The sequence below is a fragment of the Streptomyces sp. NPDC031426 genome (assembly GCF_055581585.1).
Map to the genome: position 1 here is coordinate 199,256 of NZ_JBVIJE010000010.1, position 24,080 is coordinate 223,335.

Consider the following 24,080-nt stretch of genomic DNA (forward strand, 5'->3'; position numbering starts at 1 on the left):
GCTCACTCCACGCCGATGAGCAGCAGGGCCCCCTGCCGGCCGCCCCGGTACACGACCGTGTCCACGGCGAGGTAGGACTCCCGTACGCGGGCCTCCAACTGCTCGGCGACGGTCTCGGGGGCCCCGTCGCCGACGACGAGGGTGACCAGCTCCCCGCCGGCCTGGAGCATGCGGTCGAGGACGGTCCGGGCGGTGGCGGTGACGTCGGGGCCTATCACCGCCACGTCGCCGTCGATCAGCCCGAGCACGTCCCCGGCCTGGCAGATGCCGGCCGTCGTCCAGGACTGGCGTTCGGCGACGACGACCTCGGCGTAGCGGGTGGCGCCCGCCGCCGCGGTCATCTGGACCACGTCCTCGTCGAACCGGCGCGCCGGCTCGTGCACGGCGAGCGCGGCGATGCCCTGGATCGCCGAGCGGGTCGGGATCAGGGCCACCCGGATGCCCTCGGTGCGGGCCTGCTCGGCGGCCGCGGCGGCCGTGTGGCGCAGCTCGGCGTCGTTGGGCAGCAGGACGACCTCGCGCGCGTGGGCCCGCCGCAGCGCCTGCACCAGCTCCCCGCTGGCGGGCGGCTCCCCGGGGCGCGCGAGGACGGTCGTGGCGCCCGCCTCGGTGTACAGCCCGGCCAGGCCCTCGCCCGGCACGACGGCGACGACGGCACGCTGGGCACGCTCGCGTGGCGGCCGCTCGCCGCCGGTGTGCACGTCCCCCAGCCCGAAGTGGGTGATCCTGATCCGGTACGGCCGCCCGGCCTCGACGCCCGCCTCCACGGCGGCGCCCGCGTCGTCGACGTGCACATGGACGTTCCACAGCCCGTCGCCGCCGACCACGACCAGGGAGTCGCCGAGCGCGTCGAGGCGTTCCCGCAGCCGGGCCACGGCCGTGTCGCCGGCCTCCAGGAGATAGATCACCTCGTAGGCGGGCCCGCCGGTCTCGCCCTCGGCGCACAGGCCTGCGTCGGGCACGGCCACGCGGGCGTGCGCGCTCGCAGCGGAACCGGCGCCCACGCGCGCGTGCAGATCGGCATCCGCACCGGCGCCCGCAGCACCGCAGGCCCCGTGCACGCGCGCGTGCCCGCCGGAAACGGCGTCCGGTGCGTCCGCGGTGTCCCGCACCGCCGCGAGGCTCTCCCGCGCGGCCGGCACCTCCCGTACCGCCTCCCCCGTGAACGCCTCCACCAGCGCACCCAGCACCGCCACGAGCCCGCGTCCGCCCGCGTCGACCACCCCGGCCCGGCCGAGCACGGGCAGCTGGCGCGGAGTGGCCGCAAGGGCCGTCCGCGCACCCTCGTAGGCCGCCCGCGCGACCGCGCCGCAGTCGCCGTCGGCCTCCTCGGCGGCCTCGGCCGCGGCCGAGGCGACGGTCAGCACCGTGCCCTCGACGGGGTGGGCCACGGCCTGCCGGGCGGAGTCGGCGGCCCTCCGCAGCGCCAGCCGCAGCCCCGCGCCGTCGATGTGCGCCGCCTCACCGCCCTGGGCCAGCACCTGCGCCATGCCGCGCAGCAGCTGCGCCAGGATCGTCCCGGAGTTGCCCCGGGCCCCGATGAGCGCCCCGTGGGCCATCGCGTGCACGGCGTCCGCCAGAGAGGGCTCATCAGTACCCGTCTCGTACCCGGCGAACACCGCCTCCACGGCGGTGGCCGCCGATTCCAGGGTGAGGTAGAGATTCGTTCCGGTGTCGCCGTCGGCCACCGGATAGACGTTGATCGCGTCGATCTCCTCGCGCGCGCGACCGAGCGCTCCGAGCGCCAGACCGCACCAGGTGCGCACCGCGAGAGCATCGAGGAATGTCTGCGGCACCTGCGCCACCTGCGCCTCCCTGAACTGGCTGGACGTGGGACGCAGCGTAGACCCCGAAGCGGTGTCCACCGGAACAGGGCCGGGAGCGGGGTCCTGATCTGCCATGGTAGTTTCGTTCTACGGGCGCAGCCGTTGTATGCTGCTCCGGTTGCCCGATCCGATCGGGCCGTTCCCCTGGCACCGCCACTCAAGATCTCAGGTCTTAGGATCTCGATCCCGGCATGCCGGGATTAACCGTAAGTGCATCTGAAGTCTTTGGAGTGACCCGTGGCTGCCAACTGCGACGTCTGCGGCAAGGGGCCGGGCTTCGGCAACAACATCTCGCACTCGCACCGCCGTACGTCCCGCCGCTGGAACCCGAACATCCAGCGTGTGCGTACCGTGGTCGGCGGGACGCCGAAGCGCGTGAACGCTTGCACCTCGTGCATCAAGGCCGGCAAGGTCTCGCGCTGACGCTACAGCTGAGCGCGCGGCCACTGCCTGGTTCGCTGCACTGAGCCGGTCCACCCGAGGGTGGACCGGCTTTTTGCCGTACCCGAGACCCGGAAGCACATCAGGCACGGAAGCGCCAGCCGTGATCCACCGGCCCGATCCCCGCCCCCAGCGCGAACCCGGCGGCGATCGCGCCCGTGACGTACTCCTTGGCCGCCGTGACCGCCTCCGGCACGGAGAGCCCCTTCGCCAGCCCCGACGCGACGGCGGACGCCAGTGTGCAGCCCGTGCCGTGCGTGTGCCGGTTGTCGTGGCGGGGCGCACGCAGCCGGTACTCGTCGGCGCCGTCCGTGAGCAGATCCACGGCCTCGCCCGCCAGATGCCCGCCCTTGATCAGCACCCACCGCGGCCCGTACGCCAGCACGGCGTCCGCGGCCCGGCGCAGATCGCCCTCGGACTGGACCCGTACCCCCGTGAGTTGGGCCACCTCGTCCAGATTCGGGGTGACCACGGTCGCCACCGGGAGCAGCTTCGTCCGTACCGAATCCAGCGCGGACGCGGCGAGCAGCGGATCGCCGTGCTTGGAGACGCCCACCGGGTCGACCACGGCCGGCGCGTCCGTGCCGGAGATCAACTCGGCGACCGCCTCGACCAGTTCCGCCGAGGCCAGCATGCCGGTCTTCACGGCCTGGACGCCGATGTCGTCCACGACGCTGCGGTACTGGGCCCGCACGGCCGCCACGGGCAGCTCCCAGGCGCCCTGGACGCCCAGCGAGTTCTGCGCGGTCACGGCCGTGATCACGCTCATCCCGTGCACGCCGAGCGCCAGCATCGTCTTCAGGTCGGCCTGGATGCCGGCCCCGCCCCCGGAGTCGGAGCCGGCCACCGTGAGCACCCTCGCAAGACTCATGACTCGATGTCCCCGAAGTGGTCCCAGCCGCCCTTGCTGGTCCAGGGCGCCCCGTCGACGGTCACCTGCGGCAGCGCGGAGGGGTTGAGGACCTCGCCGATGACCTTCCAGCGGGCCGGGAGCTTGGTGTCCGGCGGGAAGGTCGCGACGATCGCGTGGTCCTCTCCCCCGGTCAGCACCCACTGCAGCGGATCGACGCCGACGGCCTGCCCGATGTCGTTCATCTGGCTCGGGATGTCGATCGCGCCCGAGCGGATGTCGATGCGGACCTTGCTCGCCTCGGCGATGTGCCCGAGGTCGGCGATCAGCCCGTCGCTCACGTCGCACATCGCGGTCGCGCCGAGCCCGGCGGCGGCCGGACCCGCGTGATACGGCGGCTCGGGGCGTCGGTGGGCCTCCACGAAGGCGCGCGGGGAGCGGAAACCGCGGGAGAGGACCGCGTAACCGGCCGCGGACCAGCCCAGCCAGCCCGTGACGGCCACCAGGTCGCCGGGCTGGGCGCCGGCCCGTGTGACGGGCTCCTGGTTGCGCAGATCGCCGAGCGCGGTGATCGACACCATGATCGTGTCGCCGCGTACGACGTCACCGCCGACCACGGAGGCACCCGCGACCTGGCACTCGTCGCGCAGGCCGTCCATCAGCTCGCTCGGCCAGGTCACCGGGAGTTCGGCCGGGACGACCAGGCCGAGCAGCAGGGCGGTCGGTACGGCGCCCATCGCGGCGATGTCGGCGAGGTTCTGCGCCGCCGCCTTGCGGCCGACGTCGTAGGCCGTGGACCAGTCGCGGCGGAAGTGCCGCCCCTCCAGCAGGATGTCGGTGCTCGCCACCACCCGGCGGTCGGGCGCGGCGACCACCGCGGCGTCGTCGCCGGGGCCGATCCGGACCGCCGGGGTGGTGGTGAGACGGGAGGTGAGCTCCCTGATGAGCCCGAACTCACCGAGCTCACCAACAGTGCCCTTCATTGCCTTGCTCCCCTTCTCTGCCATGCCATGCCCAGTCGCGCGCCATCAGTGTCCCCGATACGGTCGAGGTGACTGTCGATACGGTCAGGATGACCGTCGCAGCGGTCTTGCGACCGTCAACTTCCGTCGTGCCTGCACCCTGGCGCGCAAGCCCGGTTCCCGCAGGTCTCCCCGCGGGGAGCGGCGACGCGATACCGTGGCGTTCCTTTTCCCCACATGATCCTCGTGGCCGCCCTGGAGGTTCCGTGGTACAGGCGTACATCCTGATCCAGACGGAGGTCGGCAAGGCGTCGACCGTCGCCGAGACGATCAGCAAGATCCCTGGAGTGATCCAGGCCGAGGACGTGACGGGACCCTATGACGTCATCGTGCGCGCCCAGGCCGACACGGTCGACGATCTCGGTCGCATGGTGGTCGCCAAGGTCCAGCAAGTGGACGGCATCACCCGCACCCTGACCTGTCCGGTCGTGCATCTGTAGCCCCCGTCTACGCTTGGCCGGTGAAGTTCTTCGCTCACCGGCCCCTCGGCGTGCTCGCGCCCGCGCTGCTGCTCGCGGTCGCGGGCTGCTCCTCGGCAGACGACAGCGCGACCGTGGCGGTTCCCAGCCCCGACGCGAAAACGGCGCCGGTGTGCCGGAATCTGCACCGGGTGCTGCCGCAGAAGCTCGACGGGCGAAGCCGCAACGACCCCGAACCCCGGTCCGCCTACACGGCGGGCTGGGGAAACCCGGCGATCATACTGCGCTGCGGTGTCGTACGGCCGCCGAAGATGATCGACCCCAAGGTGGCCGAGGGCGGTGACCCCGACGCCATCGCGGGCGACGTGAACGGCGTCGACTGGCTGATGGAGAAGCAGGGCGACGGCACCTGGCGGTTCACCACGGCGGGCCGCGTGGCCTATGTGCAGATCGCCCTGCCCAAGGGGATGTCCGCGCAGGAGGAGGGCACGGCCGTGCTCACCGACATCGCGGCGGCCGTGAAGAAGGCGATCCCCACGGGGATCGCCTCCATGCGCGGGTGACTCGCGGGCCGCTCAGCGCAGTCCGGTCGAGCGGCGCAGCGCCGCCTGCACCAGGCGGTCGATCAGCTCGGGGTAGCTGACGCCGCTGGCCTGCCACATCTGCGGGTACATCGAGATCGGCGTGAAGCCGGGCAGGGTGTTGACCTCGTTGATCACGAACTCGCCGTCCTCGGTGAGGAAGAAGTCCGCGCGGACCAGGCCCTCGCAGGAGACCGCCTCGAACGCCTCGACCGCGAGCCGCCGCACCTCGGCGGTCTGCTCCTCGGTGAGCGGCGCGGGGACGATACCGGGCGTGGAGTCGATGTACTTGGCCTCGAAGTCGTAGTACGCGTGCGTGTCCGGCGGCGGGATCTCGGCCGGGACGGAGGCGCGCGGGCCGTCCTCGAACTCCAGGACGCCGCACTCGATCTCCCGACCGCGTACGGCGGCCTCGACGAGGATCTTCGGGTCGTGGGCCTGCGCGGTGGCGATCGCCTCGTCCAGCCCGGACAGGTCGTCGACCTTGGTGATGCCGATGGACGAGCCCGCGCGCGCGGGCTTCACGAACAGCGGCCAGCCGTGCTCGCCGGCGAAGTCGACGATCTTCTTGCGGGCGGCGGACTCGTCCCGCTCCCACTCGCGCGGCCGGATCACCACGTACGGGCCGACCTTGAGCCCGTAGGAGGTGAAGATCCGCTTCATGTACTCCTTGTCCTGGCCGACGGCCGAGGCGAGCACGCCGGCGCCCACGTAGGGCACCCCGGACAGCTCCAGGAGGCCCTGCAGGGTGCCGTCCTCGCCGTACGGGCCGTGCAGCACCGGGAAGACGACGTCGACCTCGCCGAGGGCCTTGGGCACCGAGCCGGGCTCGCTGTAGACGACCTCGCGGCTCGCGGGGTCGACGGGGAGCACCACGCCGCCCTCGTGCGACTCCGCCAGTTCCTCGACGTTGGGGGTACGGCGGTCGGTGATCGCCATGCGCTCCGGCTCGTCGGCGGTCAGCGCCCACCGGCCGTCCTTGGTGATGCCGATCGGCAGGACGTCGTACTTCGTCCGGTCGATGGCCTTGAGGACGGCGCCCGCGGTGACCACGGAGATCCCGTGTTCGGAGCTGCGGCCGCCGAACACGACGGCCACGCGCGGCTTGCGGGGCTGCTGCTCAGGGCTCTGGGGGAGGTTCTCGGTGCTCATATCGCGTTGAGAGTACCCGTTGGTAGAGCCCGGATACAGCGTCGACTCAGGGGTTCGCTCAGCGTCGTTCCGGCTTCGCGCTGCGCGACATCAGCTCCTTGACGGCGACCACCGGTGACTTGCCCTCGTGCACGATGGCGACGACCGTCTCGGTGATGGGCATGTCGACGCCGTGCCGGCGGGCCAGATCCAGCACGGACTCGCAGGACTTGACGCCCTCGGCGGTCTGCTTGGTGACCGCGATGGTCTCCTGCAGGGTCATGCCCTTGCCGAGGTTGGTGCCGAAGGTGTGGTTGCGGGACAGCGGCGAGGAGCAGGTCGCCACCAGGTCGCCGAGGCCGGCGAGTCCGGAGAAGGTCAGCGGGTCGGCGCCGAGCACCACACCGAGCCGCGCGGTCTCGGCGAGGCCCCGGGTGATGAGGGAGCCCTTGGCGTTGTCGCCGAGCCCCATGCCGTCCGCGATGCCGACGGCGAGCCCGATGACGTTCTTCACGGCACCGCCCAGTTCACAGCCCACCACGTCGGTTTCCGTGTACGGCCGGAAGTACGGCGTGTGACAGGCGGCCTGGAGGCGCTGGGCGACGGCCACGTCGGTGCAGGCGACGACGGCCGCGGCGGGCATGCGGGCGGCGATCTCACGGGCCAGGTTGGGCCCGGTGACGACCGCGATGCGGTCGGAGCCGACCTTGGCGACGTCGTCGATGACCTCGCTCATCCGCATGGTGGAGCCGAGTTCGACGCCCTTCATCAGGGAGACGAGCACGGTGTCCGGGGCGAGCAGCGGGGTCCACTCGGCGAGGTTGGCGCGCAGGGTCTGGGAGGGCACGGCGAGGACGGTGAAGTCCGCGTCGCGCAGGGCCTCGGCCGGGTCCGAGGTGGCACGCAGGTTCTCCGGGAGTTCGACGCCCGGCAGGTAGTCGGGGTTGGTCCGCGTGGAGTTGACGGCCTCGGCCAGTTCGGGACGGCGGGCCCACAGGGTGACTTCGCAGCCCGCGTCGGCGAGGACCATGCCGAAGGCGGTGCCCCACGAGCCGGTGCCCATGACCGCCGTCTTGACCGCCTTGCTCACTTGCCCTGCCCCTCCGGTTCCTTGCCCTTGGTCTCCGCCGTCTGTGCCTCGGTGCGGCGCCGCTGTTCGATCCGCTCACGGCGCGGGTCGTAGGGCGTCTCGGGCGCCTTCTCGCCGCGGATCTCCTCCAGGAGGCGGGTGATGGCCGCCATGATGACCTCGGTGGCCTCCTTGAGCAGGTCCGGGGTCATCTCCTTGTCGTAGAAGCGCGAGAGGTCCACGGGCGGGCCCGCGAGCACGTGATGGGTCTTGCGCGGGAAGAGGTTCGGCTTCCTGGCGTACGGCGGCAGCAGTTCGTTGGCGCCCCACTGGGCGACGGGGACGACCGGGCACTTCGTCTGCAGGGCGACGCGGGCGGCACCGGTCTTGCCGGTCATGGGCCAGCCGTTCGGGTCGCGGGTGAGGGTGCCCTCGGGGTAGAAGGCGACGCACTCGCCGCGCTCCACGGCGTCGATCGCGGCCCGGAAGGCGCTGAGCGCGTCCGTGGACTCGCGGTAGACGGGGATCTGCCCGGTGCCGCGCATGGCGGCGCCGACGAATCCCTTCTTGAATAGCCCGCTCTTCGCCAGGAATCGCGGAACCCGTCCGGTGTTGTACTGATAGTGCGCGTACGCGAAGGGGTCCACGTGGGAATTGTGGTTCACCACGGTGATAAATCCGCCCTCGGCCGGAATGTGCTCCATTCCACGCCAGTCCCGCTTGATCAGAACCACCAGCGGCGGTTTGCAGATCACCGCGGCGAAGCGGTACCAGAAGCCGATTCTGCGGCGGGGCACAAGGACACCTTCCTCTAGGGGGCTGCCACCCCGGCGGGGGCCGCACGATTGTCGCCCCGTGCCGCCGGTCTGTCGAGAACACCGTACGCCCCGCCACCGACGGCGCCAGATGGCGCGGGGGACAATGATCGCGACAAGAGAGGGACGGTATGCCGGTGCAGTGGACCTTGGTCATCCCCCTGAAGCCCCTGTCGCGGGCCAAGAGCAGGCTCTCGGACACCGCGGGCGACGGGGTGCGCCCGGGGTTGGCGCTCGCGTTCGCGCAGGACACGGTGGCCGCGGCGCTGTCCTGTCCGGCCGTGGCGGATGTGGCGGTCGTCACGGACGACGAGCGGGCGGCACGCGAGCTGGCCGTGCTGGGCGCGCGGATCGTCCCGGACACGCCGGCCGGCGGCCTGAACGCCGCGCTGGCGCACGGCGCGGCCGTCGTACGGGAGATACGCCCGCGCACACCGGTCGCGGCCCTCAACGCCGACCTGCCCGCGCTGCGCCCGGCGGAACTGGCCGTAGTCCTGGGCGCGGCGGCCGAGTTTTCCCGGGCTTTTCTCGCGGATGCGGCCGCACTGGGCACGACTTTGCTGACCGCGGGGCCGGAGCAGGAATTGCAGCCGGAGTTCGGCGTGGATTCCCGTGCCCGTCATCGCGCGTCCGGAGCGGCGGAAATCCAGCTGGCGGGGGTCGATTCGGTACGACAGGACGTGGACACCGGGAACGATCTACGAGCGGCGCTCGCGTTGGGCGTGGGACCGTATACGGCCGCGGTGTCGGCGGGGTTGCTGATCCCGGAGCCCTGAGGGCACCCGGCGCCGGGGCTGGGCGGAAGTTCGGGGCGCGGCCCCGCGGCGCATCCCGCGACGGCGAACATTAGGCTGGCCGTCATGCAGGCCACCGCATACACCTACGACCCCGAAACCCGCAGCGGACAGGTGCTCCTCGACGACGGCACCCCGGTGCCGTTCGACACCGCCGCGTTCGACGCGGGCGGCCTGTTGCTCCTGCGCCCCGGGCAGCGGGTGCGGATCGAGGCCGAGGGGCAGGGCGACGCGCTGCGCATCACCCTCGTAACCCTTCAGACCCTGTAACTGCCCTTACACACGCCGCGGGCCGGGCTCCCCAGGGAGTCCGGCCCGGCGCGTGAGTGCCTGGCATCCTTACGACGTCGCCTTGCGGGCGGTGGCCTTCTTGGCGGTGGTCTTGCGGGCCGTCGACTTCTTTGCCGGGGCCTTCTTCGCGGTGACCTTCTTCGCCGGGGCCTTCTTGGCCGTCGCCTTCTTGGCGGTGGCCTTCTTCGCCGCGGTGGTCTTGGCGGCCGCCGTGGTCTTCTTGGCGGGCGCCTTCTTCGCCGTGGTCTTCTTCGCGGCGGCTGCCTTCTTCGCGGGCGCCGCCTTCTTGGCCGCGACCTTCTTCGCGGCCGCCTTGGTGGTCTTCTTCGCGGCGGCCTTCTTGACCGTCGCAGCGGCGCCGCCGGTCAGGCTGCCCTTGGGCGCCTTCTTGACCGAGACCTCGCCACCGCGCGGCAGCTTCTTCGAGCCGCTCACCAGGTCCTTGAAGCCCTGACCGGCGCGGAACCGCGGCACAGAGGTCTTCTTGACCCGAACCCGCTCGCCCGTCTGAGGGTTGCGGGCGTAACGGGCGGGGCGGTCCACCTTCTCGAAGGACCCGAAGCCGGTGACCGAGACCCGCTCGCCCGCGACGACCGCGCGGACGATGGCGTCCAGGACATGATCGACAGCCTCGGCGGCCTGCTGGCGGCCACCCAACTTGTCGGCAATCGCTTCTACGAGCTGCGCCTTGTTCACGTCTTCCCCTTCGGAGACATCGCCAGAACGAAAGTGTTCAAGCTTTTTCGCACGTTAGGCAGATATATACCGCAAATCAAACACGAAACGGGCTAATCACCCTTGTGCCGCAACGGACTCGGTGATCTCGGGCTGTTCAGTGGTCCTCGTCGGGGATCCGACCCTCGTCGAGGTCCGCGTTGAACCGCTCGAGCCGCCTTGCCGCAGCGGCGAGATCGTGCTTGGCCGCGGCCGTAATGACCAGCAGCTTCCGGGTCAGCGCCATCCGTACGCCCTCCGGGACTTGCAGTGCGCGCACCCTTGCGTGCGCTTCCTTCAGTTGGTTCGCGACCGCCGTATAGAGCTGGAGTTGGCCGTCGTGTTCCATGCACAGATTGTGCCATCTGGGGCGAGTTGTCGCCTGCGCAGGGGGCAACTACCGCCTCGATTGGCCATTCAGGCACTTGCGGAGGGCGCGGTCCCAGCACTCACGTACCCAGGCAACGACCTTCGTAACGTGGCAAGTTGAGCACGAAGCAAGAAGCTCAGGGGGCTGTTCGGGTGCAGACATGGCTGTACCCCCAATCGTGGCGATCGGGGGTACAGACGGGGTGTTGGGGTGGCCGAAACGCGACCCGGCCGGGGCCCGGCTCAGGCCTGGAGCGTCCGCGGCTTGTACGACGGCCGCTTGTCCTCGTAGGCGGCGATGTCGGCCTCGTTCCGCAGCGTGATGGAGATGTCGTCGAGGCCGTTCAGCAGGCGCCAGCGGGAGTTCTCGTCCAGTTCGAAGGAGGCGGTGATGCCCTCCGCACGAACCTCACGAGCCTCAAGGTCCACAGTGACCTCAGCAGTGGGGTCCTGTTCCGTGAGTTCCCACAACGCGTCCACGATCTTCTGCTCCAGGACGACCGTGAGCAGGCCGTTCTTCAGCGAGTTGCCCCGGAAGATGTCCGCGAAGCGGGAGGAGATCACGGCCTTGAAGCCGTAGTTCTGCAGCGCCCAGACGGCGTGCTCGCGGGAGGAGCCGGTGCCGAAGTCGGGGCCGGCGACCAGCACGGTCGCGCCCTGCCGCTCGGGGCGGTTGAGGATGAACTCGGGGTCCTTGCGCCAGGCCTCGAACAGCCCGTCCTCGAACCCGTCCCGCGTGACCTTCTTGAGCCAGTGAGCAGGGATGATCTGGTCGGTGTCGACGTTGCTGCGGCGCAGCGGGACGGCCCGGCCGGTGTGGGTGGTGAAGGCTTCCATGACTGATCAGACTCCAGCGGGCACAGAGGTGTCGGACAGGTCGGCGGGCGAGGCCAGGTGGCCCAGGACGGCGGTCGCGGCGGCGACCTGCGGCGACACCAGGTGCGTCCGGCCGCCCTTGCCCTGCCGGCCCTCGAAGTTGCGGTTGGAGGTGGAGGCGGAGCGCTCGCCCGGGGCCAGCTGGTCCGGGTTCATGCCCAGGCACATCGAGCAGCCCGCGTGCCGCCATTCGGCGCCGGCCTCCTTGAAGACCACGTCCAGGCCCTCGGAGACGGCCTGCAGACCCACGCGCGCGGAGCCCGGGACGACCAGCATCCGTACGCCGTCGGCGACTTTGCGGCCGCGCAGCAGGTCCGCGGCGGCGCGCAGGTCCTCGATGCGGCCGTTGGTGCAGGAGCCTACGAAGACGGTGTCCACCTTGATGGAGCGCAGCGGCTGACCGGCCTCCAACGCCATGTATTCCAGGGCCTTTTCGGCGGCGAGGCGCTCCGAAGCGTCTTCGTACGAAGCCGGGTCGGGGACGGACGCCGAAAGCGGCGCACCCTGGCCCGGGTTGGTGCCCCAGGTGACGAACGGCGACAGTTCGTCGGCGTTGATGACGACCTCGGCGTCGAAGACCGCGTCCTCGTCCGTCCGCAGCGTCTTCCAGTACTCGACGGCGGCGTCCCAGTCGGCGCCCTCGGGGGCGTGCGGTCGGCCCTTGAGGTAGGCGAAGGTGGTCTCGTCGGGGGCGATCATGCCCGCGCGGGCGCCGGCCTCGATCGACATGTTGCAGATGGTCATCCGGGCCTCCATCGAGAGCTTCTCGATGGCGGAGCCGCGGTATTCCAGGATGTAGCCCTGGCCGCCGCCCGTGCCGATCTTCGCGATGATCGCCAGGATCAGGTCCTTGGCGGTGACGCCCTCGGGCAGCTCGCCCTCGACGGTGATGGCCATGGTCCTGGGGCGGGCCAGCGGCAGCGTCTGGGTGGCCAGCACATGCTCGACCTGCGAGGTGCCGATGCCGAACGCCAGCGCGCCGAACGCGCCGTGCGTGGAGGTGTGGGAGTCACCGCAGACCACGGTGGTGCCCGGCTGGGTCAGCCCCAGCTGCGGACCCACGACGTGTACGACGCCCTGCTCGACGTCGCCCAGCGGGTGCAGCCGCACCCCGAACTCGGCGCAGTTCTTGCGCAGCGTCTCCAGCTGGGCCCGGGAGACCGGGTCCGCGATGGGCTTGTCGATGTCGAGGGTCGGGGTGTTGTGGTCCTCGGTGGCGATGGTGAGGTCGAGGCGGCGCACCTGACGGCCGTTCTTGCGCAGCCCGTCGAAGGCCTGCGGGCTGGTCACCTCGTGCAGCAGGTGCAGATCGATGAAGAGGAGGTCGGGCTCGCCCTCGGCGCGCCGGACGACGTGGTCGTCCCAGACCTTCTCCGCGAGTGTCCTACCCATCGCTTTCCCTCCGGCCGGCAAGCATGCACCGGCCCAACTAGAGATCTTGGGGATGCGGTGGCTGCCCGTGTGCGGGCCCCATGAAGTCGTGATTCCGGGCGTCCACCGCCGGGCCCGTTGGTCTGCGGGCCGCTGTGTGATTCCAGAGTGGCGCGTTCCACGGAAAATTGAGCTTGCGTTTCACAGAGTGAGACGCGAGTATCGTTGCATGGACAACAGTAGCGGCGTCGGCGTTCTGGACAAGGCGGCCCTCGTCCTGAGCGCTCTGGAGTCCGGTCCGGCCACCCTCGCGGGTCTGGTCGGCGCGACCGGACTGGCACGACCCACGGCTCACCGCCTGGCCGTGGCTTTGGAACACCACCGCATGGTGGCACGCGACATGCAGGGCCGTTTCATTCTCGGCCCGCGTCTCGCGGAGCTGGCGGCGGCGGCCGGCGAGGACCGCCTGCTCGCGACGGCGGGCCCCGTGCTCACCCACCTCCGTGATGTCACCGGCGAGAGTGCACAGCTCTACCGGCGCCAGGGTGACATGCGGATCTGTGTGGCCGCGGCGGAACGCCTGTCCGGCCTTCGGGACACCGTCCCGGTCGGTTCCACGCTCACGATGAAGGCCGGCTCCTCGGCCCAGATCCTGATGGCGTGGGAGGAGCCCGAGCGGCTGCACCGCGGTCTGCAGGGCGCCCGCTTCACGGCGACGGCCCTGTCGGGCGTACGGCGGCGCGGCTGGGCCCAGTCCATCGGCGAGCGCGAGCCGGGCGTCGCGTCCGTCTCCGCGCCGGTACGCGGCCCGTCCAACCGCGTGGTGGCCGCGGTGTCCGTCTCCGGCCCGATCGAGCGCCTGACGCGCCATCCCGGCCGTATGCACGCCCAGGCGGTCATCGACGCCGCCGCGCGCCTTTCCGAGGCCCTGCGCCGCTCGGGCTGAGCCCGGACCCGGGAACACCGAGGAGGGCCCGCCTCAACGCCGCGGCAGACCCTCCTCGCTCCCCCGATCCCCCGGTTCAGCCGGTCTTGTCCGCCACCGGCTCCTGCTGCGACCGGTGGGCGAACCGGTCCTTGGCGTACCGGCCCCGCTTCTCCAGCGGGATCTGCCCGTGCGCGGCCGCGAGGCCGAACGCCGGCATGTCCCCGTAGATCGCCTCGTACGAGCCCTCCGGCACGACGTACGCCTCGTGCCAGATCCCGACCTGCCCGCGCAGCCTGCCGCTGCGCTCCTTGCGGTTGAGGGCGGCCCACGCCCGGTGGTGGAACGCGTCCGGCGCGGTCGCGTAGGCGTACAGCTTGTCCTTGGACTCCCAGTACTGCACGACGTAGTACGTCCGCAAAGACGCCGTCAGCAGCACCTTGGCGCGCAGTCCCCGCGCGGGGTCCTTCTCCAGCTCCCGCAGCATGCGGAACATCCCCAGCATCACCGGCAGCCATAGGTGCACCGCCCAGAAGCGGTTGATGCGCATGCCGATCAGCAGGACGACGACCTCGCCCTTCGCGTCGGCGGTCGTACGGGACACCATGACTTCCCCTCGTTGGTGAGCGACGCTATCCAAGTGGCGATGCTTGGATAGTGACGTTATCCAAGAAGGAGCGCAAGACATGCGGCTCGCCGAACTGAGCAGACGCAGTGGTGTGTCCACCGCGACGATCAAGTACTACCTGCGCGAAGGCCTGTTGCCGCCGGGCCGCCAGCTCAACACGACCACGGCCGAGTACGGTGAGGAGCACCTGCGCCGACTGCGGCTGGTGCGCGCGATGATCCAGGTCGGCGGTCTCCCGGTGGCCACGGTCCGGGAGGTGCTGCGGAACGTCGACGACGAGTCCCTGAGCCGCTCGATCCGGCTGGGCGCGGCCCTGTGGGCGCTGCCGCAGGTACCGGAGCCGGACGAGGAGGACGACTTCGTGCGGGCCGCGCACCGGGAGGCGGACGAGCTGCTGGACCAGTTGGGCTGGTCGAACGCGAAGCTGCTGACGACGATCTCCCCCGCGTACCGCTCCCTGGTGGTGGCGGTGGCCGCGTTCCGCCGGCTCGGCTACGAATGGGGGCACGAACTCCTCGCGTCCTACGCCAAGTTGATGCACGAGGTGGCCAAACTCGACCTGGACTTCGTGGAGACGCACCCGTCGGAGGCGGAGAAGGTGGAGACGGCGGTGCTCGGCGCGGTGCTGACCGAGCCGATGCTGCAGGCCCTGCGCCGACTGGCCCAGGAGGAGGAGTCGGGCCGGCGGTACGGCTTGGAGTAGGGCCGGGTACGGCGAAGGCCCCCCACCGAAGTGGAGGGCCTTCCCTGTGCGTACCCCCGACCGGATTCGAACCGGCGCTACCGCCTTGAGAGGGCGGCGTGCTAGGCCGCTACACAACGGGGGCGTGGACTCTGCGTTTCCGCAGGTCCGAGCTGGTCTACCTGGACTCGAACCAAGACTAACTGAACCAGAATCAGTCGTGCTGCCAATTACACCATAGACCAATGATGGTTTAGACCAGTCAGTACCCCCGACCGGATTCGAACCGGCGCTACCGCCTTGAGAGGGCGGCGTGCTAGGCCGCTACACAACGGGGGCCCTAGCGATCCCGACAGGATCAGGATCAGTACCCCCGACCGGATTCGAACCGGCGCTACTGCCTTGAGAGGGCAGCGTGCTAGGCCGCTACACAACGGGGGCTTTGCAGATAAGCTCTGCGAGCTGGCCTACCTGGACTCGAACCAAGACTAACTGAACCAGAATCAGTCGTGCTGCCAATTACACCATAGGCCACTGGAACTCAAGCCCCTGTGGGGTCCTCGTTCTAGCTTGCTCCTCGGGGCTCCGGCCTTTCGGCCCGCTCCCCTCGGCGCAGGAAGAACATTACCTGAAGGTGGACGGGGCTCCAAAACGGGTATCCGTGCGGACGAGCGCGGGGAGTTCGGCGAGGGTCGAGATCCGACGGCAGACGGCCTCTCCGGCGGCTGGTGCGGAACCCGTCCCGCGATCGATCCACACGGACAGCAGCCCGGCCTCGGCGGCGCCCCGCCCGTCGATCTCCGGGTGGTCGCCGACGTAGGCCACCTCGTGCGGAGGCAGCCCCAGTGCCTCGCAGGCCGCAAGGAAGGCGGCGGCCTCCGGCTTGGAGACGCCCAGCTCGGCGGCGCACAGCACGGCCTCGAAGCGGTCGAGGAGGCCGAGGGTGCGCAGCTTGTGCTCCTGGACCGTGATGCTGGAGTTGGACAGCACCGCGTGCCGGTGGCTGGCGGAGAGGGCCTCCAGGGCGGGCAGGACGTCCGGGAAGACGCTCCAGGCGGCCTCGTAGTGCCCGATGTACCGCTGGAACCAGGCGTCGGCCTCGTCGTCGGTCAGGTCCACGTCCAGGAAGATCCGTACGCGGTCGCGCCGCTGCCCCTCGAAGGTGGCCTCCCCCGCCGAGAACCGCGCCCACTGCCGGTCGGTGATCTCCCGCCACCGGGCGAGGGCCCGCTCGGGGCCGTCGTACCCGGCGAGCAGCCCTTCCGCCGCCAGATGCGCCCGCATGCCCTCGCGATCGGCGCTCGTGTAGTCGAACAGGGTGTCGTCCACGTCCCAGACCACGGCTCTGATCGTCATGCCACCGACGGTACCGCCGAACGGCTGGCACACTGGTCCGCATGAGCGAGTACCGCGTCCAGTTCACCGTCGAGGCCCGTGCGACGTTCGACGCCCTTCCGGCAGAGCGTCGAGCGCAGTTGGACAGGGCCGTACGGATACTGGCCCGTGACCCGTTCCGGAAGACATCGACCGCGCAACTGGGCCCTGACGAGCATCTGCGCAAGGCGTATGTGGCCCCGGGCGTCATGCTGGAGTACATGGCGGCCGGCGCGATCATGGTCGTCGTCGTGCTGGAGATCTTCGACGAGAGCGCCTATCTGATCGACGAAGCCGACGCCCAGTGACCGACGCAACAGGGGCGGCACCCGGAACCCTCCGGATGCCGCCCCTGACGCATGTGCCGGCTACGCGCTCAGCTTCACCAGCGCCGCGTCGATCCGGGCCAGCGTCTTCTCCCTGCCCAGGACCTCCAGGGACTCGAAGAGCGGCAGGCCGACGGTGCGGCCGGTGACGGCGACGCGGACCGGGGCCTGGGCCTTGCCGAGCTTGAGGCCGTACACCTCGCCGGCGGCCAGGACGGCCTCCTTCAGGGACTCGGGGGAGGTCCAGTCGGCCGACGCCAGGTTCTCCCGGGCCGTGCGGAGCAGGGCGTCGCTGCCCTCCTTCATCGCCTTGGTCCACGAAGCCTCGTCCTCGACCGGCTCCGGCAGGAAGAGGAAGTCGACGTTGTCGGTGATCTCCGACAGCACCTTCAGGCGGGTCTGGGCGTGCGGGGCGATCGCCTGCCACTTGGCCTCGTCGAAGTTCTCGGGCGCCCAGGGGGCGAACGGGGCCTTCAGCCACGGGCGGCAGCGCTCGGTGAACTCCTTCACATCCAGCATGCGGATGTGGTCGCCGTTGATCGCCTCGCACTTCTTCAGGTCGAAGCGCGCCGGGTTGGGGTTCACGTCGGAGATGTCGAAGGCGGCGACCATCTCGGCGATCGTGAAGATGTCCTGGTCCGCGGAGAGCGACCAGCCCAGCAGGGACAGGTAGTTGAGCAGGCCCTCGGGCAGGAAGCCCCGCTCGCGGTAGAGGTTCAGGGACGACTGCGGGTCGCGCTTGGAGAGCTTCTTGTTGCCCTCGCCCATCACGTACGGCAGGTGGCCGAACTGCGGGGTCTGCTTGGCGATGCCCAGCTCCGTCAGCGCCTTGTAGAGGGCGATCTGGCGAGGGGTGGAGGAGAGCAGGTCCTCGCCGCGCAGGACGTGGGTGATCTCCATCAGGGCGTCGTCGACCGGGTTCACCAGCGTGTACAGCGGGGCGCCGTTCGCGCGGACGATGCCGTAGTCCGGCACGTTCTCCGGGGTGAAGGTCAGCTCGCCGCGGACCAGGTCGGTGAAGGTGATCGTCTCGTCGGGCATCCGGAAGCGGACGATGGGGGTGCGGCCCTGGGCCTTGTACTCCTCGACCTGCTCGGCGGTCAGCTCGCGGCAGTGGCCGTCGTAACCCGACGGCTTGCCCGCGGCGCGAGCCGCCTCGCGGCGGGTGTCCAGCTCCTCCTGGGAGCAGTAGCAGTGGTAGGCGTAGCCGCCGTCCAGCAGCTTCCGGGCCACGTCCGCGTAGATGTCCATGCGCTGCGACTGCCGGTACGGCGCGTGCGGGCCGCCGACCTCGGGGCCCTCGTCCCAGTCGAAGCCGAGCCAGCGCATCGCGTCGAGCAGCTGGTTGTAGGACTCCTCGGAGTCGCGGGCGGCGTCGGTGTCCTCGATGCGGAAGACCAGGGTGCCCTGGTGGTGCCGGGCGAACGCCCAGTTGAACAGGGCGGTGCGGACCAGGCCCACGTGCGGGTTACCGGTGGGCGAGGGACAGAAACGGACGCGTACGGGGGAGCCGGGTGCGCTAGCCACGCTTGACAACCTTGTTGGTGAGAGTGCCGATGCCTTCGATGGAGACGGCGACCTCGTCGCCGACATTCAGGGGGCCGACCCCCGCGGGGGTGCCGGTGAGGATGACGTCGCCGGGGAGCAGGGTCATGGCCTCGGAGATGTTGACGACCAGGTCCTCGATGGGGTGGATCATCTCGCTCGTACGGCCCAGCTGGCGCTGTTCGCCGTTGACGGTGAGCTGGATGGTGAGGTCGTTCGCGCGGTCGAGGTCCAGACCGGTCTCCACCCAGGGGCCGAGCGGGCAGGAGGTGTCGAAGCCCTTGGCCCGGGCCCACTGCTTCTCGCGGCGCTGCACGTCGCGGGCGGTGACGTCGTTGGCGCAGGTGTAGCCGAAGATCACGTCCTTGACGCGGTCGCGCGGCACCTCGCGGCACATCCGGCCGATCACGACGGCCAGCTCGGCCTCGTGGTGCAGTTCCTCGGAGAAGGAGGGGTACTGGATGTCGTCGCCGGAGCCGATCACCGAGGTGGACGGCTTGAAGAAGGCGAAGGGGGCGTCCGGCACCTCGTTGCCAAGCTCGCGCGCGTGCTCGGCGTAGTTGCGGCCGAAGGCCACGACCTTGTTGGGGAGCACCGGCGGGAGCAGCCTGACCTTGCTCAGCGGAACCTTCGTACCGGACAACTCGTGGTCCGCGAACGGGATGCCCTTGATGATGTCAAGGACGAGTTCGTCCTGCTTGTCGCCCTCGACCGCGCCGAAGGCTACGTTCCCGTCGATGGAGAACCTGGCGATGCGCACGGGATCCTTGCGCCCCTTACTGAGAACCGGCGTACTGACGCCCCAGGTTAACCGGTATGACCGCCGGAGCCCGGCCGGAAAAGCGGTACGGCCCTGTCGCCGGGTGTCCCGGGAGGGCCGTACGGTGCGCCGGCGGCCGCGGGAGCGCGGCCGCCGGTGTGTTCAGGATGATCGCCAAGGCGCCCGTCGGCTACTCTGCGGTCGCCGTCGCGCCGACGGGGACGTCCACCAGCACCGTGCGCCGGGGGTTGGCCGTCTGGACGGGAAGGTCGAGGGAGTGCTCCGGCTGCTCGGGGATCTGCAGTTCGCCGGCGTCCTTCAGATGCGCCAGGGTGGTGCGTCGCGGGTTGGCGATCTTGTGGAACATCATCGTCGTCTTCACCGTTGTGATCCTGTGCCCTCTGGTCGGGTGGGTTGGCAGAGTCGTCCCTCTTGTAAAGCGTCAGGCTAAACATCCGATTCCCCGGCGAAGGCACCAAGTGCCGACGAGGCGTGTGTGAGTTTGCTCACGACCTCACGAACAATTCGGTCAAATCTCACGGTCAACGCGGCCCAGCGAAACGGACATTGACCCCCTGAAGCCATCATTCCGCTCCTGATCATGGCGACTCAGACACCTGACGCCCGGCGGCAACTCGCAGAGTTACGCCCGATATGCCCCGGATAGGCTTCCACTGCTGGTGACGCCGCACTCACAGCCCGTCACGGAGGTCACAGCTAGGGACACGGCCCTTGTTGGAGATCCGGCACTGTGCTGGAATTCCACGGACCGCTGCGGGGATCGAGCCGGCGCACAGGGGGCGCGAAGGAGCGCCGAGTGGCGGGTGAGATAGGGGGAAACCAGCGCCGGTCACCCAAGACCACCGGGGGGCGTATTCATGGCGCTTCCCAAAACGCCGACACCGTGTCCCGCCGTTCACGCGGAGGGGCGCCTGGTCCAGAGGTTGCGACGCTAGTGCAGGGACGTTTCAAGAGGGATGGCAGCGCTTCGGCGGAGCCGGAGTCGCACGACGGGACTGGCCCCATGAAGGGCAGCTCCTCGCCCCAGCACGCCCAGAACCCGGGCCCGGCCCCGTCCGCGGACGGCGGTGAGCGCGGCGGACGCCCCGGCGTGTCGGCCACCGGCACCGGCAACTCCGGCGCGGCCCCCGCGCCGCCCATCAAGCCCGCCCAGGGCTCCGCCGGCCCCGGCTCCCGCATGGCGCTGCGCAACTGGCGCATCTCCACGCGCCTGGTCTCGCTCCTGGCGCTGCCCGTGGTCGCCGCGACCTCGCTGGGCGCGCTGCGCATCGACCAGAACATCACCGACATCCAGCAGCTCGACAACATGAAGCTGCTGACGGACATGACCAAGCAGGCGACCGAGCTGGCCCAGGCGCTCCAGGACGAGCGCGACCAGTCCGCCGGTCCCCTGGCGCACGGCTTGAACGCGGGCGACTACACGGTCAAGGGCTACCGGGACAAGACCGACCGAGCGCTCGCGAACTTCGAGAACTCCACTCAGGAGATCGACGCCGCCAGCAAGAACGGCAACCTCCAGGGCGTTCGCGACAACCTCGTCGGCATCTTCAACCAGCTCGACCAGCTGGCCAAGATCCGCAAGGGCGCCTACGGGACGAAGGGCAACTCGACCCAGACGATCGAGTCCTACCACCGGCTGATCACCCAGCTGATCGACCTGTCCCAGGACATGGCCCAGGCGTCCAGCAACCCGGAGATGATCTCGCGCACCCGCGCCCTGGCGGCCTTCTCCACCGCCAAGGAGTACGCCTCCGTGCAGCGCGCCACGATCGCCGCCGCACTGCCCGCGACCACGTCGACCAGGGGCGACCTGTCGACGAACGACCGCCTCTACGGCCAGTCGGCGTACCAGAGCGAGAACTCCGAGATCTCGATCTTCCGGAAGATCTACGCGAACAACAACGCCGAGGAACTCCTCAAGCCGATCGACGCGGGCAACCCGACGATCGAGTCCGCGGACACCTACGCCAAGCGCGTCTTCGACTCCCCCGACGGCCTGCAGAGCGTGAACGCCCGCTCGTACAAGGACTGGGTGGACGACAGCTCGACCAAGATCGAGCAGATGAAGAAGATCGAGCACACGCTGCTCGAGGAGATGGAGCAGAAGGCTCGCGAGCTGAAGAGCGCCACCCAGCAGGACGCCATCATCTCCGGTGCGCTGATCCTGCTCGTGCTCGGTGTGTCGCTGGTCGGCGCGTTCATCGTGGCCCGCTCCATGATCCGCTCGCTGCGCCGGCTGCAGGAGACCGCGACCAAGGTCGCCCAGGACCGCCTGCCCGAGCTGGTCAAGCAGCTGTCGGAGTCCGACCCGCAGGACGTCGACACCTCCGTGGAGTCGGTCGGTGTGCACTCCCGGGACGAGATCGGCCAGGTGGCCGCGGCCTTCGACGACGTGCACCGCGAGGCGGTCCGCCTCGCCGCCGAGCAGGCCCTGCTGCGGGGCAACGTCAACGCGATGTTCACCAACCTCTCGCGCCGCTCACAGGGTCTGATCCAGCGCCAGCTGTCGCTGATCTCCGAACTGGAGTCCCGCGAGGCCGACCCGGACCAGCTGTCCTCGCTGTTCAAGCTCGACCACCTCGCGACGCGTATGCGCCGTAACGGTGAGAACCTCCTCGTCCTCGCCGGTGAGGAGCCCGGCCGCCGCTGGACCCGCCCGGTCCCGCTGGTCGACGTGCTCCGCGCCGCCGCGTCCGAGGTGGAGCAGTACGAGCGCATCGAGCTGGCCTCCGTGCCGACCACCGAGGTCGCCGGCCGCGTGGTCAACGACCTCGTGCACCTGCTCGCCGAGCTGCTGGAGAACGCCACCTCGTTCTCCTCGCCGCAGACCAAGGTCAAGGTCACCGGTCACGCGCTGCCCGACGGCCGGGTGCTGATCGAGATCCACGACACCGGTATCGGCCTCTCCCCCGAGGACCTCGCGGCGATCAACGAGCGGCTCGCCTCGCCGCCGACCGTGGACGTCTCCGTCTCCCGCCGCATGGGCCTCTTCGTGGTCGGCCGGCTGTCCCAGCGGCACGGCATCCGCATCCAGCTGCGCCCGTCCGACTCCGGTGGTACGACCGCGCTGGTCATGCTGCCCGTGGACGTGGCCCAGGGCGGAAAGAAGCCCGGTCCGGGCAAGCCGGGCGCGCCCGTCGCGACCGGTGGTCCCGCGGCCGCGCAGGCCGCGGCCGGTGCGGCCGCGGCCCGGCGCCAGGCCGGTAACGCGGGCGGCGGCGCCCCGTCCGGTGGCGGTCTGCTCGGTACGGGTCCCGCTCCGCGCGGTCAGGTCGGCGCCGGCCAGGGTCCCCGGGCCGCGCTGCCCGGCACCGGCCAGGGCGGCCGTCCCGGTGCGCCGGGCGGTGCGCGCGGTCCCCAGGGCGGCCTCGGCGCTCCCGGCGGTCCCGGTCTCGGTGGCCCGCAGGGCCGGCCGATGCCCGCGGGTGCGGGCGGCTTCGGCGGTCAGGCGCCCGGCGCCCCGCAGCAGGACGCCATCGGCAGTGACGCCTTCGGCGGCCGTGGCCAGCAGCGGCCCGGCTCCGACCAGGGCCGCCAGCCCCAGCTGCCGCCGCGCGGCGGCTCGCGGGCCGAGCTGCCCGGCGGTGACCAGCAGCCGCGCACCCCGGACTGGGGCGACACCCAGGCCCCGCTGTCGCGTGCCTCGCTGGACGCCCCGCGCGGCCACGACGAGCAGGACCCGGCGCACACCGCGCGCATGCCGCGCGTCGACGACCGGCAGGGTCCGGGCTCGACCGCCGAGATGCCCCGGATCGACGCGCAGGGCCCGGCCGCCACGGGCGAGTTCCCGCGCCCGGAGCCGAACGTCCTGGGCGGACCCCAGCACACCGGCCAGTTCCCGCGCCCGGAGAACCCGCAGCAGACGGGCCAGTTCACCCGTCCCGAAAACCCGTACCCGACCGGCCAGTTCACGCGTCCGGACAGCCCGCAGCAGACCGGCCAGTTCGCGCGGCCCGACGCCGCGCAGCTGCCCGGCCGGTTCGACGGCCCCGGCGACCAGCAGGGCACCGGCCAGTTCGTCCGCTCCGACGTCTTCGGCACGCCGGCGCCGCAGCAGGCCGACCCCGGGCTGAACTCGGGCCGGAACACCGGTCAGTTCGCGGCTCCGCAGGGCTTCGACGGCGGCTACGACGGCAGCTCCACCGGGCGGCACGCCCTGCCCGGGCGCCAGAACCCGGCCCACACCGGTCAGTTCGAGCGCCCACAGCCGGCCGGCCGGGACGACTTCGGCGCCCCGCGCCCGCAGGCCCCACAGCAGCAGCGGCCGGTGCACCGTGAGCCGGAGGCCCTGCCGCCGGCCAGCGGCCCGGTCGACGGCCGTACCCCGCTGTACGACACGCTGGAGACCAACTGGTTCCACGGCGGTTCGCAGCAGCAGGAGTCCGCGCCGCAGCAGCCGGCGCCCTCCCCGACGCCGCAGCGACCCACGGGCACGAACGGCAACGGCTCCACCACCGGCTCCTGGCGCACCTCGCCGAACGACGAGATCGTCCGCCAGGCCGAGCGCGTCCGGCAGCCCGCGGCGGGCGGTATCACCACCTCCGGCCTGCCGCGCCGGGTGCCCCGGGCGAACCTCGTCCCGGGCACGGCTCAGCAGCAACAGCACCAAGCCGGTCCGCAGGTCTCGCGTGCGCCCGATGACGTACGCGGACGGCTGACCAATCTCCGTCGGGGCATCGCTCAGGGCCGTCAGGCCGGCAGCGGCCAGACCGGCAGCTACCCGAGCCCCACTCACCAGCAGGAGCGTTAGTTGAGTCCGATGAGCCAGGCGGCACAGAACCTGAACTGGTTGATCACCAACTTCGTGGACAACACCCCCGGGGTGTCGCACACAGTGGTGGTCTCCGCCGACGGCCTTCTGCTGGCGATGTCCGAAGGCTTCCCGCGGGACCGTGCCGACCAGTTGGCGGCCGTCGCGTCCGGGCTGACCTCCCTCACGGCCGGGGCCTCCCGGATCTTCGAGGGCGGCACCGTGGCGCAGACGGTCGTCGAGATGGAACGCGGGTTCCTCTTCCTGATGTCCGTCTCGGACGGGTCGTCCCTCGCGGTCCTGGCCCACCCCGAGTGCGACATCGGTCTCGTCGGCTACGAGATGGCACTGCTCGTCGACCGCGCAGGGGCGGTACTCACCCCGGACCTGCGCGCCGAACTCCAAGGCAGTCTGCTTCACTGACCGCCCCGGCACCACCCACCTCACGAAAACACCGTCCGGCCGCCACATTCCCCCCACCGGCCCCGTACGACGGCTTG

The 24,080-nt window shown here is 70.7% G+C and carries 25 protein-coding genes and 5 tRNA genes; 10 read left to right on the forward strand and 20 right to left on the reverse strand.

The annotated features are described in order from the left end of the window. Window positions 1-2 precede the first annotated feature (2 nt). Window positions 3-1,805: a DAK2 domain-containing protein gene (locus tag ACZ5NH_RS22560; protein ID WP_468777590.1), complete on the reverse strand. Its 1,803-nt coding sequence runs from the start codon at window positions 1,803-1,805 to the stop codon at window positions 3-5. A 258-nt stretch (window positions 1,806-2,063) separates the two neighbouring features. Here ACZ5NH_RS22560 and rpmB point away from each other — a divergent pair, with 258 nt between their 5' ends. Beyond that, on the forward strand, window positions 2,064-2,249 hold the full coding sequence (gene rpmB, locus ACZ5NH_RS22565) for a 50S ribosomal protein L28 (RefSeq protein WP_003993230.1): 186 nt from the start codon (window positions 2,064-2,066) through the stop codon (window positions 2,247-2,249). 100 nt (window positions 2,250-2,349) lie between these two features. Here the strand turns inward: rpmB and thiD are convergent, their stop codons facing one another. Then, window positions 2,350-3,138, reverse strand: coding sequence for a bifunctional hydroxymethylpyrimidine kinase/phosphomethylpyrimidine kinase (gene thiD / locus ACZ5NH_RS22570; protein WP_468777591.1), 789 nt, complete (start codon window positions 3,136-3,138; stop codon window positions 2,350-2,352). After that, on the reverse strand, window positions 3,135-4,100 hold the full coding sequence (locus ACZ5NH_RS22575) for a thiamine-phosphate kinase (RefSeq protein ID WP_330337600.1): 966 nt from the start codon (window positions 4,098-4,100) through the stop codon (window positions 3,135-3,137). Before ACZ5NH_RS22575 ends, thiD begins: the two co-directional genes overlap by 4 nt. A 245-nt stretch (window positions 4,101-4,345) precedes the next feature. Between ACZ5NH_RS22575 and ACZ5NH_RS22580 the strand changes: the two genes are divergently transcribed. Then, window positions 4,346-4,579 carry an Lrp/AsnC family transcriptional regulator gene (locus ACZ5NH_RS22580; protein ID WP_003997603.1) on the forward strand — a complete coding sequence of 78 codons (234 nt, stop codon included), beginning with the start codon at window positions 4,346-4,348 and terminating at the stop codon, window positions 4,577-4,579. Between the two features lie 20 nt (window positions 4,580-4,599). Beyond that, window positions 4,600-5,121 (forward strand): DUF3515 domain-containing protein, encoded by a 522-nt coding sequence (locus ACZ5NH_RS22585; RefSeq protein ID WP_450980401.1) that lies wholly within the window; start codon window positions 4,600-4,602, stop codon window positions 5,119-5,121. Window positions 5,122-5,133: 12 nt separating this feature from the next. On the opposite strand, the gene ACZ5NH_RS22590 is transcribed toward ACZ5NH_RS22585, so the two are convergent. The 3 genes from ACZ5NH_RS22590 to ACZ5NH_RS22600 are packed head-to-tail and all read right to left on the reverse strand — an operon-like array spanning window position 5,134 to window position 8,136. Further along, window positions 5,134-6,291, reverse strand: coding sequence for a D-alanine--D-alanine ligase family protein (locus ACZ5NH_RS22590; protein WP_388628111.1), 1,158 nt, complete (start codon window positions 6,289-6,291; stop codon window positions 5,134-5,136). A 58-nt stretch (window positions 6,292-6,349) separates the two neighbouring features. Then, on the reverse strand, window positions 6,350-7,360 hold the full coding sequence (locus tag ACZ5NH_RS22595) for an NAD(P)H-dependent glycerol-3-phosphate dehydrogenase (protein ID WP_388628114.1): 1,011 nt from the start codon (window positions 7,358-7,360) through the stop codon (window positions 6,350-6,352). Then, window positions 7,357-8,136 (reverse strand): lysophospholipid acyltransferase family protein, encoded by a 780-nt coding sequence (locus tag ACZ5NH_RS22600; protein ID WP_388628117.1) that lies wholly within the window; start codon window positions 8,134-8,136, stop codon window positions 7,357-7,359. The genes ACZ5NH_RS22595 and ACZ5NH_RS22600 overlap by 4 nt, the downstream gene beginning before the upstream one ends. Window positions 8,137-8,291: 155 nt before the next feature. Between ACZ5NH_RS22600 and cofC the strand changes: the two genes are divergently transcribed. Both cofC and ACZ5NH_RS22610 read left to right on the forward strand, forming a co-directional pair. After that, on the forward strand, window positions 8,292-8,930 hold the full coding sequence (cofC, locus tag ACZ5NH_RS22605) for a 2-phospho-L-lactate guanylyltransferase (protein WP_388628120.1): 639 nt from the start codon (window positions 8,292-8,294) through the stop codon (window positions 8,928-8,930). A gap of 84 nt (window positions 8,931-9,014) precedes the next feature. After that, on the forward strand, window positions 9,015-9,218 hold the full coding sequence (locus tag ACZ5NH_RS22610; RefSeq protein WP_388628123.1) for a hypothetical protein: 204 nt from the start codon (window positions 9,015-9,017) through the stop codon (window positions 9,216-9,218). 69 nt (window positions 9,219-9,287) lie between these two features. Here ACZ5NH_RS22610 and ACZ5NH_RS22615 read toward each other — a convergent pair whose 3' ends face one another. The 4 genes from ACZ5NH_RS22615 to leuC form a co-directional block, all read right to left on the reverse strand. Beyond that, window positions 9,288-9,935 carry an HU family DNA-binding protein gene (locus ACZ5NH_RS22615; protein ID WP_468777595.1) on the reverse strand — a complete coding sequence of 216 codons (648 nt, stop codon included), beginning with the start codon at window positions 9,933-9,935 and terminating at the stop codon, window positions 9,288-9,290. A gap of 136 nt (window positions 9,936-10,071) precedes the next feature. Then, window positions 10,072-10,302 carry an SCO5555 family protein gene (locus ACZ5NH_RS22620; RefSeq protein WP_067130673.1) on the reverse strand — a complete coding sequence of 77 codons (231 nt, stop codon included), beginning with the start codon at window positions 10,300-10,302 and terminating at the stop codon, window positions 10,072-10,074. A gap of 263 nt (window positions 10,303-10,565) precedes the next feature. Next, entirely contained in the window at window positions 10,566-11,159 is a 594-nt protein-coding gene (gene leuD, locus ACZ5NH_RS22625) for a 3-isopropylmalate dehydratase small subunit (protein ID WP_468777597.1), read from the reverse strand. A gap of 6 nt (window positions 11,160-11,165) precedes the next feature. Further along, window positions 11,166-12,590 (reverse strand): 3-isopropylmalate dehydratase large subunit, encoded by a 1,425-nt coding sequence (leuC, locus tag ACZ5NH_RS22630; protein WP_388628131.1) that lies wholly within the window; start codon window positions 12,588-12,590, stop codon window positions 11,166-11,168. Window positions 12,591-12,798: 208 nt separating this feature from the next. On the opposite strand from leuC, the gene ndgR reads away from it, so the two are divergent. Continuing rightward, entirely contained in the window at window positions 12,799-13,515 is a 717-nt protein-coding gene (gene ndgR, locus ACZ5NH_RS22635) for an IclR family transcriptional regulator NdgR (RefSeq protein WP_009320373.1), read from the forward strand. A 76-nt stretch (window positions 13,516-13,591) separates the two neighbouring features. Here the strand turns inward: ndgR and ACZ5NH_RS22640 are convergent, their stop codons facing one another. After that, on the reverse strand, window positions 13,592-14,101 hold the full coding sequence (locus ACZ5NH_RS22640; RefSeq protein ID WP_388628134.1) for a DUF4188 domain-containing protein: 510 nt from the start codon (window positions 14,099-14,101) through the stop codon (window positions 13,592-13,594). 79 nt (window positions 14,102-14,180) lie between these two features. Here ACZ5NH_RS22640 and ACZ5NH_RS22645 point away from each other — a divergent pair, with 79 nt between their 5' ends. After that, window positions 14,181-14,825: a MerR family transcriptional regulator gene (locus ACZ5NH_RS22645; protein WP_468777599.1), complete on the forward strand. Its 645-nt coding sequence runs from the start codon at window positions 14,181-14,183 to the stop codon at window positions 14,823-14,825. A 51-nt stretch (window positions 14,826-14,876) separates the two neighbouring features. Here the strand turns inward: ACZ5NH_RS22645 and ACZ5NH_RS22650 are convergent. The 6 genes from ACZ5NH_RS22650 to ACZ5NH_RS22675 form a co-directional block, all read right to left on the reverse strand. Next, window positions 14,877-14,949 (reverse strand) — tRNA-Glu (locus tag ACZ5NH_RS22650). A 28-nt stretch (window positions 14,950-14,977) separates the two neighbouring features. Beyond that, a tRNA-Gln gene (locus ACZ5NH_RS22655) sits at window positions 14,978-15,049 on the reverse strand. A gap of 21 nt (window positions 15,050-15,070) precedes the next feature. Further along, window positions 15,071-15,143, reverse strand: a tRNA-Glu gene (locus ACZ5NH_RS22660). A gap of 29 nt (window positions 15,144-15,172) precedes the next feature. Beyond that, window positions 15,173-15,245 (reverse strand) — tRNA-Glu (locus ACZ5NH_RS22665). A gap of 21 nt (window positions 15,246-15,266) precedes the next feature. Beyond that, window positions 15,267-15,338, reverse strand: a tRNA-Gln gene (locus ACZ5NH_RS22670). A 90-nt stretch (window positions 15,339-15,428) separates the two neighbouring features. Next, on the reverse strand, window positions 15,429-16,160 hold the full coding sequence (locus ACZ5NH_RS22675) for an HAD family hydrolase (RefSeq protein ID WP_468777601.1): 732 nt from the start codon (window positions 16,158-16,160) through the stop codon (window positions 15,429-15,431). Window positions 16,161-16,201: 41 nt separating this feature from the next. Here ACZ5NH_RS22675 and ACZ5NH_RS22680 point away from each other — a divergent pair, with 41 nt between their 5' ends. Next, the gene (locus ACZ5NH_RS22680; protein ID WP_468777604.1) at window positions 16,202-16,486 is read left to right on the forward strand and encodes a type II toxin-antitoxin system RelE family toxin; all 285 of its coding nucleotides are present in this window, start codon (window positions 16,202-16,204) and stop codon (window positions 16,484-16,486) included. A gap of 60 nt (window positions 16,487-16,546) precedes the next feature. Here ACZ5NH_RS22680 and gltX read toward each other — a convergent pair whose 3' ends face one another. The 3 genes from gltX to ACZ5NH_RS22695 all read right to left on the reverse strand — a co-directional run bounded on the left by gltX (window position 16,547) and on the right by ACZ5NH_RS22695 (window position 19,191). Then, window positions 16,547-18,031: a glutamate--tRNA ligase gene (gene gltX / locus ACZ5NH_RS22685; RefSeq protein ID WP_468777606.1), complete on the reverse strand. Its 1,485-nt coding sequence runs from the start codon at window positions 18,029-18,031 to the stop codon at window positions 16,547-16,549. Next, a complete protein-coding gene (locus tag ACZ5NH_RS22690) occupies window positions 18,024-18,809 on the reverse strand; it encodes a fumarylacetoacetate hydrolase family protein (RefSeq protein ID WP_388628145.1) in 786 nt (261 codons plus the stop codon). The genes gltX and ACZ5NH_RS22690 overlap by 8 nt, the downstream gene beginning before the upstream one ends. A 190-nt stretch (window positions 18,810-18,999) precedes the next feature. Continuing rightward, window positions 19,000-19,191: a hypothetical protein gene (locus ACZ5NH_RS22695; RefSeq protein ID WP_388628147.1), complete on the reverse strand. Its 192-nt coding sequence runs from the start codon at window positions 19,189-19,191 to the stop codon at window positions 19,000-19,002. A 573-nt stretch (window positions 19,192-19,764) separates the two neighbouring features. Between ACZ5NH_RS22695 and ACZ5NH_RS22700 the strand changes: the two genes are divergently transcribed. Both ACZ5NH_RS22700 and ACZ5NH_RS22705 read left to right on the forward strand, forming a co-directional pair. Beyond that, window positions 19,765-23,580 carry a sensor histidine kinase gene (locus tag ACZ5NH_RS22700; RefSeq protein ID WP_468777609.1) on the forward strand — a complete coding sequence of 1,272 codons (3,816 nt, stop codon included), beginning with the start codon at window positions 19,765-19,767 and terminating at the stop codon, window positions 23,578-23,580. 9 nt (window positions 23,581-23,589) lie between these two features. Then, window positions 23,590-24,003, forward strand: a complete 414-nt coding sequence (locus tag ACZ5NH_RS22705) for a roadblock/LC7 domain-containing protein (protein WP_023546525.1) — start codon at window positions 23,590-23,592, stop codon at window positions 24,001-24,003. The last annotated feature ends 77 nt before the right edge of the window (window positions 24,004-24,080 follow it).